The organism is Lysinibacillus sp. NPDC094177 (assembly GCF_050279145.1).
Taxonomy (GTDB): domain Bacteria; phylum Bacillota; class Bacilli; order Bacillales_A; family Planococcaceae; genus Lysinibacillus.
Window position 1 is genome coordinate 194,254 of record NZ_JBNNTW010000002.1, and the last position, 13,352, is coordinate 207,605.

The window sequence follows — 13,352 nt, forward strand, 5'->3', positions numbered from 1 at the left end:
TAAATATGATGATGACCTCTGACTGGGCAATCATTTTGGATGAGGCCGATGCGCTTTGTGAGATGATTCTTTCCTCTGAGACTGTGAAAACGCTACAACAAGCGTATGATGCTGTGTATAGTGATGTCCAATTAGTTGAAGCTATTTACGCATTTAATCGCATGAAAGAGCAGTACGAAGATGTACAACGTTTCGGAAAATATCATCCGGATTATCATACAATTATGAAATCAATTCGTCAGCAAAAACGCGCACTCGATTTAAATGAAAAGGTTGCAGCCTTAAAAATTGCTGAGAACGATTTTCAAGACTTACTTGACCAAGTAAGCCTACTTATAGGGAAAACTGTTTCAGAAGCGGTAAAAGTTCCTGTAAGTAATCCGTTCTTTACATCAGATTCTTCATGTGGTGGAGGATGTGGCTCAGGCGGTTCTTGCTCTTGCTCTGCATAAACAAGGTAATATATTCTTCTTAGACTGTATACAAACTCGTCGCATGAGTTTGTATACAGTCTTTTTTACTTTGCCATTGTAGCGAAAGCCATGAACAATCAGGATGTAATTATTACGGGAAAATTGTATAGTAATTAAATAGGCAATATAGAAATTAAAGGAGGATCAGCAGATGAAGACTTATAGAATTGCTGTTATACCAGGAGATGGGATTGGTAAAGAGGTTGTACCAGCGGCGATAGAAGTTCTTAATAAAGCAGCTCAATTAGATGGTAGCTTTCAGTTTGAATGGACAACATTCCCGTGGAGCTGTGACTATTATTTAGAGACAGGTAAAATGATGCCTGATAATGGTATTGAAATTTTGAAAGGTTACGATCAAATCTTTTTAGGTGCTGTTGGCATGCCAGATTTAGTACCAGATCACATTTCACTATGGGGGCTACTTATTAAAATCCGCCGTGAGATGAAGCAATCTATAAATGTGCGTCCAGCAAAGCTACTTCAAGGATTGCCTTCGCCATTACGTAATCCAAATGGCTTTGATTTTGTTGTTGTACGTGAAAACTCAGAGGGTGAGTATGCTGAGAGTGGTGGCAGGATACATAGTGGACATGATGAGGTTGCTATCCAAAATGCTATTTTTACAAGAAAGGGAACAGAGCGTGCAATGCGATATGCATTTGAAATGGCGGAAACTCGACGCCAGCATGTTACAAGTGCCACAAAATCTAATGGAATTACATACAGTATGCCTTTTTGGGATGAAGTATTTGGAGAAGTAGGTAAAGATTACGAAAACATAGGACAAGTATCTAATCATATTGATGCTTTAGCTGCCTTTTTAGTGATGAAACCAGAAAACTTTGATGTCATTGTTGCATCAAATTTATTTGGGGATATTTTAACCGACTTAGGTGGTGCGATTATGGGAAGTATCGGAATTGCTCCAGCTGCAAATTTAAATATAGAGCGACAATATCCATCCATGTTTGAACCAGTCCATGGCTCTGCCCCTGACATTGCAGGACAAGGGATAGCAAATCCGCTTGGACAAATTTGGACAGGTAAAATGATGCTTGATTTCTTAGGCTATCATGAGCTTGGTGCAAAAGTGCTAAATGCGATGGAAGCAACATTAGCAGAAGATATTAAAACAGGTGATTTGGGAGGCAAAGCGACATTACGTGATGTAACGGATGCGGTATTACGTCATTTGCAATAATGCAGAATTTAAAATTTCATCACCAAAAGTTATGGAAGACATTTGTTAAAACGCATGCCTAAGTTGATCTTCGTTCCGACTGGGCGACTCCTTGGGGATCAGTGATCTAACTTTAAACAGTGGGGTTTTATTCAGCTTCACTGTTTATTAGTCTTTACTAAACGGGTGTTAATGGCTAAAAAAATGACTGAGGTGAGGCCACATGATCAAATTTTTTGAATATAACTGGCAAGTAAGGGACGAATGGTTGAAGTGGTGTAATCAGCTAAGTATAGAGGAATTGTTGCAGAAAAGAAGTGGTAGAGTAGGTAGTTTTCTATATACTCTTTTTCATATAATTGATGTTGAATATAGTTGGATTCGTGGTATTAAGGGTGGAAATGACAGGATATTTGATTTCCTTGAATATAAAACGCTTAAATAGGTAAAAAATCTTTCAATTGAATTACGAGGGGAAACTATTGAATTTTTGAAGCATAATGAGAATTTTTTGCGATGAGATTGTAAAGGTCTCCTGGGATACAAATGTTTATACAAAAAATGAAATTTCACATCATGTTATTGCACATGAAATTCTTCATATTGGGCAGCTATCTGTGTGGGCAAGAAAATTAGGTTTATCCCCGGTACCTGCTAATTTTATTGGTAGAGAAATTTTAAAATATAAAAACGAAAGGTAAGGGCTGTTAGTAGAAAGCCCTCACCAATCAATGTGTTAACTATTATAAAATGGAGATTAGTTTCTATTCCATTATTCTTATTTTTGTTGTAATTCTACAGCAATATCAGGTCGATCTGTAATGATACCTTTTGCACCGTTTTGAATTAATTTATTCATTGTTGCCACATCATTGATAGTCCAATAATGAACAGGGATGTTTAAATTGTTTAAAAACTGGACGAACTTCGGAGAATCCAGTGTAATTACTCCTGATTTAGGTGGTATCTGGAATACATCTACCTTTGGATGATATAAATGTCCGAATTGGCTTGAGAAAGAAGCAAATGCTTTACGAACATCTGATTCACCTGCACCGAGTGCTACTTGATTTTGTGCATATAGATTAAAGCGATCTATCTGTTCACCGTAAAAGCTTGTAACAACCACTCGATTCTCTGCACCAAGCTCTTCAATTAAACGCCAAAGTTTAGAAGGCATTAAACTTCCTTCATACGTATCTGGTGCATCTTTAATATCGATATTTATCAACATGTTTGGATAAGTTTCTAGTAGTTCACGTAAAGTTACAACGTCTACTTTTTCATCTCGATAAGGAAATTCCCCATCCAAATCTTCAAATTGATAACCATGGTTTAATGCATTTATTTCTGCTAAAGTCATGTCTGAAACAAGTCCATAGCCATCTGTCGTACGGTCAACAGTATCATCATGGAAAACGATAATTTCCTCATCTTTGGTTAAGCGAATATCTATTTCAAATCCGTCAACACCTAACTGTGAAGCTTTTTCAAAAGCAGGCATTGTATGCTCAGGTGCTAAATGAGCACCGCCACGATGTGCGAGAATAATTGGGTGATTAAATTGTAATGCTTGTTTACCTTCTCGTTGTTGAGGTTTAGAAATAGCTTTACTACCTGCCCAAGCAGCTGCACTTGCCGCTGCGATTGCAAGTGCAATCTTTGTTTTCTTACCCATATTCGTCCTCCTTAACAATTAAAATGATATAAATAGTACTGGTAATTTCACTTTTGAATTTTTTGTGAGCAAACAAAATCAGAGAAGTTTAGTTTTCTATTAACTTGCACAAGTGAATGTAAAACTTTTAGTCATCGTTGTATGCTTTTCCATTATAACGGAAAATTGAGCGTTCTGTCAGCTAAACTCTGTTGCTATCATTTTCCGGTCTATGGTATTCTTTTATGTAAGAAATGAGGGGAATACTATGAACGAACGACAAGGGCTAATCGTTTACGTCCATCAATTAAAACATGCGAAATCTCTTCGAAAATATGGTCATGTTCTTTATATTTCTCGGAGGCAAAAATATGTAGTGCTTTATTGCGAGCAAGAGGAAATTGAAACAATGACAACAAAACTACAACGCCTTCCATTTGTGAAAGACGTTGTAAAGTCTTATCGTCCATTCGTTAAAACTGAGTATGAAAATGCAAAACCAGATAAAGCGAAAGAATACGACTATAAAGCAGGTCTTTAGTATTAAGTCAATGCCGGTATATAGTGATGAAGTCGCATTATTCCAATTAGGTATTGATAAAATAGTTTTGATTCCGAAAATATAGAAGAGTGCTTTATTTCTACAACAACCGCTTTTCTATCTAGTCGTTTAATACTTTCTTCAAACATTTTTTGTCGTTGTGAAGGCTGCTCCTCATTGTAAGGGATGCCTTCTCGACAAATATAAATCGGCATGAATTTACTTTCACCGACTGGTTTTAAAGCGACTGCTAAAGAGGCAACCTTTTTTTCTTCTTTAGTGGATGTTAGTATGAAGGCTTGATGGAAGCGATCTTGATTGGTTCTCACTATTTCAAGTAGCTCATAAACATCACCATAGCCCTCACCTAATTCTATAAATTGTTGTGGCATAAAAAAGCACATCCTTTCCAATACACATAGTATCATGCTGCGGGAGGTCAAGCACATGAAATTTGCAATGAGTTTTTTTTCCATTCTAGGACTAATCATTACAGGAACATTATTTTTCCAGTACCATGCTTATTCGTCTGACTTAGAAACAGGCAATGGCGAATTCAATTATTCACAAGAGATAGAAATTGTCTATCGAGAAAACAGCTTGGATATTCGTCAATATTTTAAAAATTTACCCAACCAAAAAGTAAAAATTAATTGGCCAAAAAATGCGGTAAATCCTAGTTGCTTTATCGATAACGAGAAAAGCTGTGATCGCTTATCAAAAGAAGTCTCATATTTTAAAAAAGGAGAGACTAAATCACAATCTGTTTCATACATAATTCCAATTGAGGGTGGCTTAAAAGATAAAACGCTCATCCAAAATGTTTTTGCCACATTAACGAATGGTGAAGCATCTTATTCTGTTGTACATATTTCAACTGATAGTAAAATTGATGGTCAGTGGATAACTGGCTTGCCTTTAGTAGGTCAGCAAAAACTATCGCTTGTTAACTATACAATGTTTAGTGGATATGGTACAGTTCGTGATATTTATTGGCAAACGGGTAATCTAAAAGTACAAGAGCAAACCCCTGTATTATCTATTTATGCCCCGGGAGCTATTTCGAAGGATTTCTTAAAATCATTGGAAAATTTACAGTTTTTGAATAATCAGCACATTGCTATTATTCAAGAAAAGAATCCAGTTAAAGAACATGATAATCGACTTTTATTTTTGCCAGAGCTAACTGAGCAAGCTGTTGAGCAGGAAGTAATATTATCACAAATAAAGTCACAATATAAATTTGTAGATTCACCAACATGGTTGCCGGAAGTAGTGGCATCCTATTTAGTGAAAGATACGATTGGTTCAGATAAAGCAAAGGCCATTGTGAATACGTTAAAAAAATATATGACAGATGATCAAGAGTCGGCTTGGCAGGAAGCTTTGAAAAAACTGGGGGAAGAGCCGATTTCTCCTGCATCGATGGATGATCTTTTATCCAAGGTGTTAAATGCAAAAACTTCTTATTTTAAGTTGAATGCTGCCCAAGAAAAAGGCACATACCCACTATTATTTGAGGATGAACGAAGCGTTTACGTTAATGATGTTTTGAGAGATAATGTTCATGTCATTCTTCATGAAGGACAAGTATTATATACTGCTGATACATTGTTGCCATATCTAGGCTATACTGCTGGTGAAGGTGAAAATGGATATTATATCAATAGTGATAACCGCACGTTCAGATTCCCGAAAGAATCAGGATTTTATGTATTTAATCAACGTAGATATTCTACTATCTCAGAACCGATTATTAAAATTGCCAATCATTATTATGTTGAAGAAGCTTGGCTACAACGATTATTTTTAGTAGAATTACAAAAAAGTGATGGTCGTATCAATATCAAGACCTTAACACAAGAACAAGAATAAATTTTTTGCAGCGGAGGTTCGTCTTTCGCTGCAAAAATACTTTTATCTTGCGAAAGCGAAGCGACAGCAACAATGTTTTGTCTGTGCGAAAGCGAAGCGACAGCAACAATGTTTTGTCTGTGCGAAAGCGAAGCGACAGCAACAATGTTTTCTGTGCGAAAGCGAAGCGACAGCAACAACAACAACAACAATTACGCCAAGGCGAAATTGATATTTGGAATAAGAAAGTACGGTGATTTGCCTATGAGAGTTGTAGCAGGAGAACGTAAAGGGATGCCATTAAAGGCGATTACAGGGAACACGACGAGACCTACAACTGATAAAGTAAAGGAATCCATATTTAATATTATTGGTCCGTTCTTTGATGGAGGTATAGCGCTTGATTTATTTGCAGGGAGCGGTGGCTTAGGTATCGAATCTTTAAGTAGAGGAGCTGAGCAGGCCGTTTTTATTGAAAAGGATGCAAAGGCGTTCCAAGTGCTACAGGAAAACATAAAAAAATGTCGTTACGAGGATTGTTCTGAGCTATTTCGTATAGATGCGAAACGTGCTGTGAAAGCGTTATTAAAACGTGATATAACGTTTAAACTAGTATTTTTAGATCCGCCATATCATCTCAAAGAATACTATGACTTAGTGCAGATTTTGGTCGACAATGATAAAATTCAACAAGATGGCATTGTTTTATGTGAGCATGCAAAAGAAGTAGAATTACCACAGCGTTTTGGGGACTTTGTATTAAAGAGACAAGAAACATATGGAGGAACGATTATTTCTGTTTATCTGCATTCAGTAGGTGTCTAAACACCAACTGAATAGAGGAGAAATTGATCGTTTTACAGAGGAAGAGGGAGAATAAGTTGTCAGAGAAGATTGCTGTAGTTCCTGGAAGTTTTGATCCGGTGACATTTGGTCATTTAGATATTATTAAACGTGCGGCAGATGTATTTGACACAGTTTATGTTGCTGTTTTAAATAATTCATCTAAGCAGCCATTATTTTCAGTTGAAGAGCGTATGGCTTTAATGGCTGAGGTTACTAAAACATTGCCTAATGTACGTATTGAAAGTTCATCTGGGCTGTTAATAGACTATGCTAAGGGGAAACAAGCACAAGCGATTGTCCGTGGTTTACGTGCTGTTTCGGATTTTGAATACGAAATGCAAATTACTTCGATGAACCGTTTTCTGGATGAAACCATTGAAACGTTTTTCATTATGACAAAAAATCAATATTCATTTTTAAGCTCAAGCATTGTCAAAGAGGTTGCAAAATACGGTAGTGATGTCAGTGAGCTTGTTCCTGCTTGTGTTGTAGAAGCTTTAAAAGAAAAGTATGATTTTAAAAAATAAACTAAAAAAGAGAGGCTAGGCAAAACTAGTCGAAGCCTTAAAAAGCGCGAGAAATCAATTTTGAAAAGTTGATTTCTCGCGCTTTTCTGATGTGATATTTTTTAATGTTCCTCTATCGCTAATCCCCAAGGAGTCGCCAAGTCGGAACGAAGATCAACCACTTCACAAGATGTATTTTCTGACATATCACTCTAATTTATAGTAATAAAGCGATGTGTCCCAACCTTCATTTTATTTGCTAAAATGATGAATTTAGAAATTATTATAATATTTTCTTATATTGCAATAAAAAGGTTAGATGGGCAGGAAATGATTGAATTCCGCTACTATGCCTGCTCCTAAGTCGGTTTGAACGATTCACTCCAATAGTGGAAGGTGTGGTGATGCAGACGATTATTTATTTTAAGAAAAAAAGAGCATAAATAGTGGGTACAATGATTATGCTAAGTAGGCGGAATTTTATATATGGTCGAACGGAAAGCTTGGCTGATTTCGCAATAACAAAAATTTGTAAATGAATGCTTATACTTTGCATTGTTAACAACATAACAACTAGTAATGGTAAATATGGAAGATTGGGAAAAGCTGAGACAGTCATTTTAAGACCATTTGTAACTTCAAGAATGGCGGCTATGGAAAGCTCAGCTGTATAGGGAAGTTTAGGTATAAGTGAATCTAAGCCATGCTGGACAATCGTCTGGATGGTAGTGAAAAAAATTATTGTAGTCCCAACTAATAGTAGTGTTGGTGCTGTTTCTTTAATACTTTCAGAAAAAGGTGCTGTATATAAAGGTGTATTGTGTATGGAGATGCTAGGAGGATCCGTTTTGCGAAATAAAAAGTAACCAGTTATTAAACAACAAATATTAAAACTATGTAGTAAACATAAAAACAACCATCCGAACGTATTACTGTGTAATAAATCAAGACTTACAAATCCTAGCACGAAAAGTGGACTTGGTGCATGACATACTGCTAATAAAAAATTTGCTTCTTTGGGATGTAGTTGCCCACTGTTTTTTAAGTAAACAATGGTTGTTGCTCCAGACGGATACCCCCCGAGTGCACTAATAATATAGGCTTGTACGTATACAGAAGCTCTTTTTGTTTTCGTTCGCATAGGAGCCGTTAAACGGAGAAGCCATTGCGTCAAAATAAGGTAAGGTAATAAATAAGGGAATAAGGCATCCATAAAAAGGTTTAAACCTAAATCAGTACCATTATGAGCTGTTTGTGGGAATAACAAGAGTAATAGAATAAGAACTATGCAAATCGCTATTTGAATTGTCGCATACATGTTATCATCTCGTTTCAACTTTTTGTCATTCACATTGGCAAATGCTAAAATCAATATATGTAAAAAAGGCAAAAACATGAACGTATGGTTTTGCCAGCGTCCTAGGAGGTGGTTTTCTAATGAAGAAAAAAATAAGTATTTATGCAGTGTTATTAGTCGTGATTTGTTTTTTTATGTTATACCGACTAGACGCTTATATTATGAAGCCTGGAAGTGCTTATGATGTCAGTAAATTTGTTAATGTTGAAAATACCCACACTGATGATAAAGGATCCATGAGTTTAATGACGGTGGCTATGCAGCAAGCTACGCCTTTTTCATATCTGTGGGCGAAAACTCAAAAATATCAAAAACTAATGGATATTGAACAAGTTCGAAATCCGTTGGAGGATGAAGAGGAATATAATGTTCGACAGCTTAAATTAATGTCTGATTCTCAATTTAATGCAAAGTATGTTGCATTTCAGAGAGCTGGCATTCCAACAAAAATTCTTTTTAACGGTGTTTTTGTATTAAATGTCCTAGATGGCGGTGCTTCGGATAATTTATTAAAAGCTGGTGATGAAATTATGGAAGTTGATGGACAAAACATTAGTAACCAACAAATGCTTGTCGATATTTTAAAACCAAAGCAACTTGGAGATAAGGTGACAATTAAGTTTATACGCAATAAAAAAGAACAAGAGGTAACGATCACATTAAAGGAAATCCCTAAATCTGAAGAGAAAAGAGCTGGTTTAGGTATTACGTATACTGAGAGTAAATCTATTGAAACAAATCCAAAAGTGTCTATGAAAACTGAGGATATTGGAGGTCCGTCTGCTGGACTAATGTTTACATTAGAAATTTTAGACCAACTACTCAAAGAAGATTTAACAAAAGGCTATGCTATTGCAGGTACAGGGGAAATGCTGGTTGATGGCTCTGTTGGAAGAATTGGTGGGATAGATTATAAAGTCATTGCTGCCGATCGTGATGGTATGGAAATCTTTTTTGCACCAGATGATGAAATTTCTCCTGAAATGAAAGCTAAATATCCTGAACTGGAATCTAATTATGCAACAGCAGTAAAGACTGCTAAAGATATTGGAACAAAAATGAAAATAGTTCCGGTTAAAACTGTCGATGATGCAATCGAATATTTAAAACAGTTACAGCCGAAATAAGGCTTATCGCCGTAACGTGGGGTTGAATTCCGTTGCTTTCCTGTGAGCGAGCGTCGAGTCGCTTCCTCCGCGTTTCGCAGGAATAAACACCCTAATAATAGGGTGATATCCTGGGCGACATAACAAAGTAAAAGGATTCACACATAGTTTTGTGTGTGAATCCTTTTTTGCTTTTTGGAAGGTGGATGTCGATAAAAAATTAAAAGTTGGTTGATGAAACGTGAAAGTTAGTCGATAAAATTCAAAAGTTAGTCGATAAAATTCAAAAGTTAGTCGATAATTCCTGGAAGCCTTCTGATAAAACTAAAAAGTTGAATGTTATTTTGTTAAAACGGATGTCGTGTGAAACAGTTGATTGGAGTGGAGACTAGGCGACTCCTTCGTGACCAACATCGGTGCTGTTGCTGTCGCTACGTTGCACTACGCTTTCGCATAGACAAAAACACTTTGCTGCCGCTACGTTAACACTACGCTTTCGCGCAAAAAACATCTGTTGGCCCAAGTGGCTCGTCGGACGCCCCCCAGGAAGCTCTGCTCTGCGCGAAAGCGAAGCGGCAGCGATAAAAGCGCCCAGCCGGAACGGAAATCAACCCCACGCTTTGCCCAAGAGCTATAATGTGATGTCTCTAATTTCATTGACATAATTGTTTTTCAACAGCAAAAAAAGGATGCTAGAATTTCTGGCATCCTTTTTCGTTGCTTAAAAACGAATCGGTGGTGTTTGATAATCTCTAGGAAGAATTTGCACATTTGTTCCATGTTCTATACTTAAATTGTATACCTCTGCTGCGTGAATATCCACAGCAAGCATAGCATCATCTATAGCTGCAACACGACTGATTAAAGGTAAAGGTATGTTTTTTTTATGCATTCCTAAATATGCTTGTCCATTCTTACTCATACCAAGTAAACGTATGTTGGATGGGGCCGTAAAGCTTTGCAACTGTTCCTTTGTAAAACCAGTATAAATGTGAGTGAGCATACGTTGAAGTCGTGTCCAAGTATAGCGTTTTGATTTAATTTTCTCCATAAAGCTACTGAATGAATGACTCGTTTTTGCAGCTTTAATAAGAGCATTCTCAATGCCTTCTGTTACTTCAGCATAGCGAGTAAGTTCGTTAGGTGTGTGACGAATAAGTGTAAACTGTAAAAAAGGCCAAAAAGTTTCCCAATTTGCAAATTTACCATATTTCCCTTGCCAATCAGTTAAATAATCAAACGATGCTTTAGGGAGAAAATCTCGCACACATTGTAGAGCACTGGTTGTTGCTAGAGCCTTGCGTATTCCTGTGGCACTAGCAATTGATGCACCTTCTTGCAAAGCGTCATGATAACCTGCAACAATACGAGGGATAGTTAAAGGCTTAATGTTACTACCTAGCTCCATGGCAGCCTCAATATAATGAAAACCAAGTATATTGTTTGGTTGTGCCAAATCAATGTATGCAGCAGGGAACTTTTGAGAAAGCTGTGTATAGGCGTAATGTAGACTTTTAGGATAGCTTGCACCCGTTTTAAGGCTTTCTTTAATAAGAGAGTTATATTCAGTGCGATGATTATTAATGAGCTGAAAAGTATTCATAAAGGGTTGAATGGAACCATCTTCGCTTCCAAAGGCAAATGAATTGCACCCAATTGCAGATAGTAAAGAAATTGCCCCTTTTGCGAAATCAGTTGCAGGTGCGGTGCTATAAACGTATGGTAACTCAATAACTATATCAACGCCACCTGCGAGGGCCATTTTTGTGCGTGTCCATTTATCGACCATGGCTGGTTCACCACGCTGCAAAAAATCTCCACTCATGATAGCGATGACAATATCCGCTTGTGCTACTTTTTTTGCCCGTTCTAAATGATAGGCATGTCCATTGTGAAAAGGATTGTATTCAACAACTATTCCGACTGCTTGCAAATTTAAGCCCCCTTATCAATATCATTTGCTTTTCGTACTTAGTAATTTTGATCCTTTTGCTTATATAGAACTGTTTGGAGCAAAAAGACTTTTTATAGTATATAATTATAGGTGGGTTTTATTGTGGTGACAAGAAATTATCTTGACATCTATTTTTACACATTATATAATCAACAGTGTTGTCTCGAGGTGATTAAACGAATGAAATGGTCAATTCATCAATTATCTAAATACCGCCAAAACGGGATGCCAATCGATGCCTATGTCCAGTTGGACGAGGTGATGGAGCGAAACCAGGATATTCGAGCAATTTCGCCCGTTCATGTAAAAGGGCTATGTACTTTCGGTGCATCGCAAATGACATGTCAGCTAACTGTGGCAGCGACGTTAACATTACCATGTGCACGCACGTGGGAAGATGTTGAGTTTCCTATCGAAGTTGAGACAGTTGAAGTTTTCAGCTGGATTGACGAGGAAAAACGAGGGGAAGATGACGGAGATATTCACTATATTGTTGGTGAAGTAATCGACATGAAGCCGGTTATCGAGGAGTTAGTACTTCTCGAAATACCTATGCAAGTGTTCAAGGAGAATACCGAAGGACAAATGCAAGGTGGTAAAAACTGGTCTTACGCAACAGATGAAGACGTTGAACTACACAAAAAAGCTGACGAACAAAAAGTGGATCCAAGACTAGCTGATTTAGCTAAGTATTTTGATCAAACAGACGAATAGACGATCTGTAAGGAGGTGCCATCAATGGCTGTACCATTTAGAAGAACTTCTAAAACTGCAAAAAGAAAGCGTCGTACGCATTTCAAACTATCTGTACCTGGTATGGTAGCTTGCCCAAACTGTGGTGAAGCAAAATTATCACACCGTGTTTGCAAAGCTTGCGGACAATACAAAGGTAAAGAAGTAGTAAGCAAATAATACAGTGTTTGCTCACTTAAAAGGCTAGTAGAGAGACCATGGCTCTTTACTAGCCTTTTTGTTGGCTTTAAGAGACGGAATATTTCGGTAATAACGAAAAGATATATAGTACTATAATAATTGTATGTTACAATTTATACATCGGGACAAAGGGGGAAATGGTATGGCTTATATAATTGATAACAAAGAAGGTATTATGACGTTTACGATTAATCGAGAAGAAAAACGGAATGCAGTTAATGATGAAGTTATGGATGGTCTTCAAGAAGTCATTACATATATTCGAAATCATGATGATGTACGTTTTTTAGTCGTGACGGGTGCAGGAGATAAATCATTTTGCTCAGGAGGTGATTTATCTGAATTCCATTCGCTTGAAACAGAGGATGAAGCGTTCGGGATGTTGGGTAAAATGGGTAAAATATTATACGACCTTGCAACATTACCTGTGCCAACGATTGCGTTGATTAACGGAACGGCAGTTGGTGGAGGTTGTGAGATTGCAACAGCTTGTGATTTTCGTCTAGTGGCAAGTCATGCGAAATGTGGTTTTATTCAGGGGACATTAGCAATTACGAGCGGCTGGGGAGGCGGTACATACTTATTCGAACGAGGATTACGCCATGATCGTGCGATGAAGATGCTAGTCGATGCAAAGCCTTATTCAGCAGAATTACTATATGAGATTGGTTGGGCAATGCGCGTTTTTGAAGGTTCGAAAGAAGCCGCGTTGAATGATTTTATTGAACATATGCGTAAAATTCACCCTTCTGTTCATAAGGCTTATAAAGAAATTGAGCTTCGTAAGTGGCGTGAGCGTAATATGTATGAACGTGTTATGGAGGAAGTTCGTACATGTGCGAAATTGTGGGAAAGCGAAGCTCACCATGAGGCAGTTGCTAATTTTCTAACAAAGAAAAACAATAAATAATGTATAAAGACAGTGATTATAACAAAACATAA

14 protein-coding genes and 1 pseudogene are annotated in these 13,352 nt (G+C 37.1%); 11 read left to right on the forward strand and 4 right to left on the reverse strand.

Translation table 11 applies throughout. The annotated features are described in order from the left end of the window. The first annotated feature begins 5 nt into the window (after window positions 1–5). The 3 genes and pseudogenes from ACQKNC_RS04475 (at window position 6) to ACQKNC_RS04485 (ending at window position 2,357) form a co-directional block, all read left to right on the forward strand. Complete coding sequence (locus tag ACQKNC_RS04475; protein ID WP_427423674.1) at window positions 6–452, forward strand: YlbF family regulator; 447 nt, start codon at window positions 6–8, stop codon at window positions 450–452. Window positions 453–624: 172 nt separating this feature from the next. Beyond that, window positions 625–1,677 (forward strand): tartrate dehydrogenase, encoded by a 1,053-nt coding sequence (locus ACQKNC_RS04480; RefSeq protein ID WP_427423675.1) that lies wholly within the window; start codon window positions 625–627, stop codon window positions 1,675–1,677. Between the two features lie 202 nt (window positions 1,678–1,879). Continuing rightward, window positions 1,880–2,357, forward strand: a pseudogene (locus ACQKNC_RS04485) (DinB family protein). A gap of 77 nt (window positions 2,358–2,434) precedes the next feature. Here the strand turns inward: ACQKNC_RS04485 and ACQKNC_RS04490 are convergent. After that, window positions 2,435–3,334 carry a glycerophosphodiester phosphodiesterase gene (locus tag ACQKNC_RS04490; protein ID WP_427423676.1) on the reverse strand — a complete coding sequence of 300 codons (900 nt, stop codon included), beginning with the start codon at window positions 3,332–3,334 and terminating at the stop codon, window positions 2,435–2,437. Window positions 3,335–3,581: 247 nt separating this feature from the next. On the opposite strand from ACQKNC_RS04490, the gene ACQKNC_RS04495 reads away from it, so the two are divergent. Continuing rightward, a complete protein-coding gene (locus tag ACQKNC_RS04495) occupies window positions 3,582–3,854 on the forward strand; it encodes a YlbG family protein (protein WP_427423677.1) in 273 nt (90 codons plus the stop codon). 2 nt (window positions 3,855–3,856) lie between these two features. Here ACQKNC_RS04495 and ACQKNC_RS04500 read toward each other — a convergent pair whose 3' ends face one another. Further along, window positions 3,857–4,246 carry a DUF7147 family protein gene (locus ACQKNC_RS04500; protein WP_427423678.1) on the reverse strand — a complete coding sequence of 130 codons (390 nt, stop codon included), beginning with the start codon at window positions 4,244–4,246 and terminating at the stop codon, window positions 3,857–3,859. A 55-nt stretch (window positions 4,247–4,301) separates the two neighbouring features. Here ACQKNC_RS04500 and ACQKNC_RS04505 point away from each other — a divergent pair, with 55 nt between their 5' ends. The 3 genes from ACQKNC_RS04505 to coaD all read left to right on the forward strand — a co-directional run bounded on the left by ACQKNC_RS04505 (window position 4,302) and on the right by coaD (window position 7,081). After that, the gene (locus ACQKNC_RS04505) at window positions 4,302–5,729 is read left to right on the forward strand and encodes an RNA polymerase II (RefSeq protein WP_427423679.1); all 1,428 of its coding nucleotides are present in this window, start codon (window positions 4,302–4,304) and stop codon (window positions 5,727–5,729) included. 243 nt (window positions 5,730–5,972) lie between these two features. Further along, window positions 5,973–6,533, forward strand: coding sequence for a 16S rRNA (guanine(966)-N(2))-methyltransferase RsmD (gene rsmD, locus ACQKNC_RS04510; RefSeq protein ID WP_427423680.1), 561 nt, complete (start codon window positions 5,973–5,975; stop codon window positions 6,531–6,533). Between the two features lie 56 nt (window positions 6,534–6,589). Continuing rightward, window positions 6,590–7,081 carry a pantetheine-phosphate adenylyltransferase gene (gene coaD, locus ACQKNC_RS04515; protein WP_427423681.1) on the forward strand — a complete coding sequence of 164 codons (492 nt, stop codon included), beginning with the start codon at window positions 6,590–6,592 and terminating at the stop codon, window positions 7,079–7,081. A gap of 397 nt (window positions 7,082–7,478) precedes the next feature. Here the strand turns inward: coaD and ACQKNC_RS04520 are convergent, their stop codons facing one another. Further along, on the reverse strand, window positions 7,479–8,396 hold the full coding sequence (locus ACQKNC_RS04520; protein WP_427423682.1) for a hypothetical protein: 918 nt from the start codon (window positions 8,394–8,396) through the stop codon (window positions 7,479–7,481). A 101-nt stretch (window positions 8,397–8,497) separates the two neighbouring features. Here ACQKNC_RS04520 and ACQKNC_RS04525 point away from each other — a divergent pair, with 101 nt between their 5' ends. Beyond that, a complete protein-coding gene (locus ACQKNC_RS04525; RefSeq protein WP_427423683.1) occupies window positions 8,498–9,544 on the forward strand; it encodes a SepM family pheromone-processing serine protease in 1,047 nt (348 codons plus the stop codon). Between the two features lie 700 nt (window positions 9,545–10,244). On the opposite strand, the gene ACQKNC_RS04530 is transcribed toward ACQKNC_RS04525, so the two are convergent. Continuing rightward, window positions 10,245–11,456, reverse strand: coding sequence for a nucleotidyltransferase (locus tag ACQKNC_RS04530; protein WP_427423684.1), 1,212 nt, complete (start codon window positions 11,454–11,456; stop codon window positions 10,245–10,247). Window positions 11,457–11,657: 201 nt separating this feature from the next. On the opposite strand from ACQKNC_RS04530, the gene ACQKNC_RS04535 reads away from it, so the two are divergent. From ACQKNC_RS04535 to ACQKNC_RS04545, 3 genes are all read left to right on the forward strand, one after another. After that, the gene (locus tag ACQKNC_RS04535) at window positions 11,658–12,191 is read left to right on the forward strand and encodes a YceD family protein (protein ID WP_427423685.1); all 534 of its coding nucleotides are present in this window, start codon (window positions 11,658–11,660) and stop codon (window positions 12,189–12,191) included. Window positions 12,192–12,215: 24 nt separating this feature from the next. After that, window positions 12,216–12,389 carry a 50S ribosomal protein L32 gene (gene rpmF / locus ACQKNC_RS04540; RefSeq protein ID WP_010858320.1) on the forward strand — a complete coding sequence of 58 codons (174 nt, stop codon included), beginning with the start codon at window positions 12,216–12,218 and terminating at the stop codon, window positions 12,387–12,389. 163 nt (window positions 12,390–12,552) lie between these two features. Beyond that, the gene (locus ACQKNC_RS04545; protein ID WP_427423686.1) at window positions 12,553–13,320 is read left to right on the forward strand and encodes an enoyl-CoA hydratase/isomerase family protein; all 768 of its coding nucleotides are present in this window, start codon (window positions 12,553–12,555) and stop codon (window positions 13,318–13,320) included. Window positions 13,321–13,352 lie beyond the last annotated feature (32 nt).

Bases quoted from the DNA above. Each gene is read 5' to 3' on its own strand.
- ACQKNC_RS04490 (WP_427423676.1), bottom strand. From the start codon at position 3,334: ATGGGTAAGAAAACAAAGATTGCACTTGCAATCGCAGCGGCAAGTGCA.
- ACQKNC_RS04475 (WP_427423674.1), top strand. From the start codon at position 6: ATGATGATGACCTCTGACTGGGCAATCATTTTGGATGAGGCCGATGCG.
- ACQKNC_RS04525 (WP_427423683.1), top strand. From the start codon at position 8,498: ATGAAGAAAAAAATAAGTATTTATGCAGTGTTATTAGTCGTGATTTGT.
- rpmF (WP_010858320.1), top strand. From the start codon at position 12,216: ATGGCTGTACCATTTAGAAGAACTTCTAAAACTGCAAAAAGAAAGCGT.
- rsmD (WP_427423680.1), top strand. From the start codon at position 5,973: ATGAGAGTTGTAGCAGGAGAACGTAAAGGGATGCCATTAAAGGCGATT.
- ACQKNC_RS04500 (WP_427423678.1), bottom strand. From the start codon at position 4,246: ATGCCACAACAATTTATAGAATTAGGTGAGGGCTATGGTGATGTTTAT.
- ACQKNC_RS04545 (WP_427423686.1), top strand. From the start codon at position 12,553: ATGGCTTATATAATTGATAACAAAGAAGGTATTATGACGTTTACGATT.
- ACQKNC_RS04495 (WP_427423677.1), top strand. From the start codon at position 3,582: ATGAACGAACGACAAGGGCTAATCGTTTACGTCCATCAATTAAAACAT.
- ACQKNC_RS04535 (WP_427423685.1), top strand. From the start codon at position 11,658: ATGAAATGGTCAATTCATCAATTATCTAAATACCGCCAAAACGGGATG.
- ACQKNC_RS04480 (WP_427423675.1), top strand. From the start codon at position 625: ATGAAGACTTATAGAATTGCTGTTATACCAGGAGATGGGATTGGTAAA.
- ACQKNC_RS04505 (WP_427423679.1), top strand. From the start codon at position 4,302: ATGAAATTTGCAATGAGTTTTTTTTCCATTCTAGGACTAATCATTACA.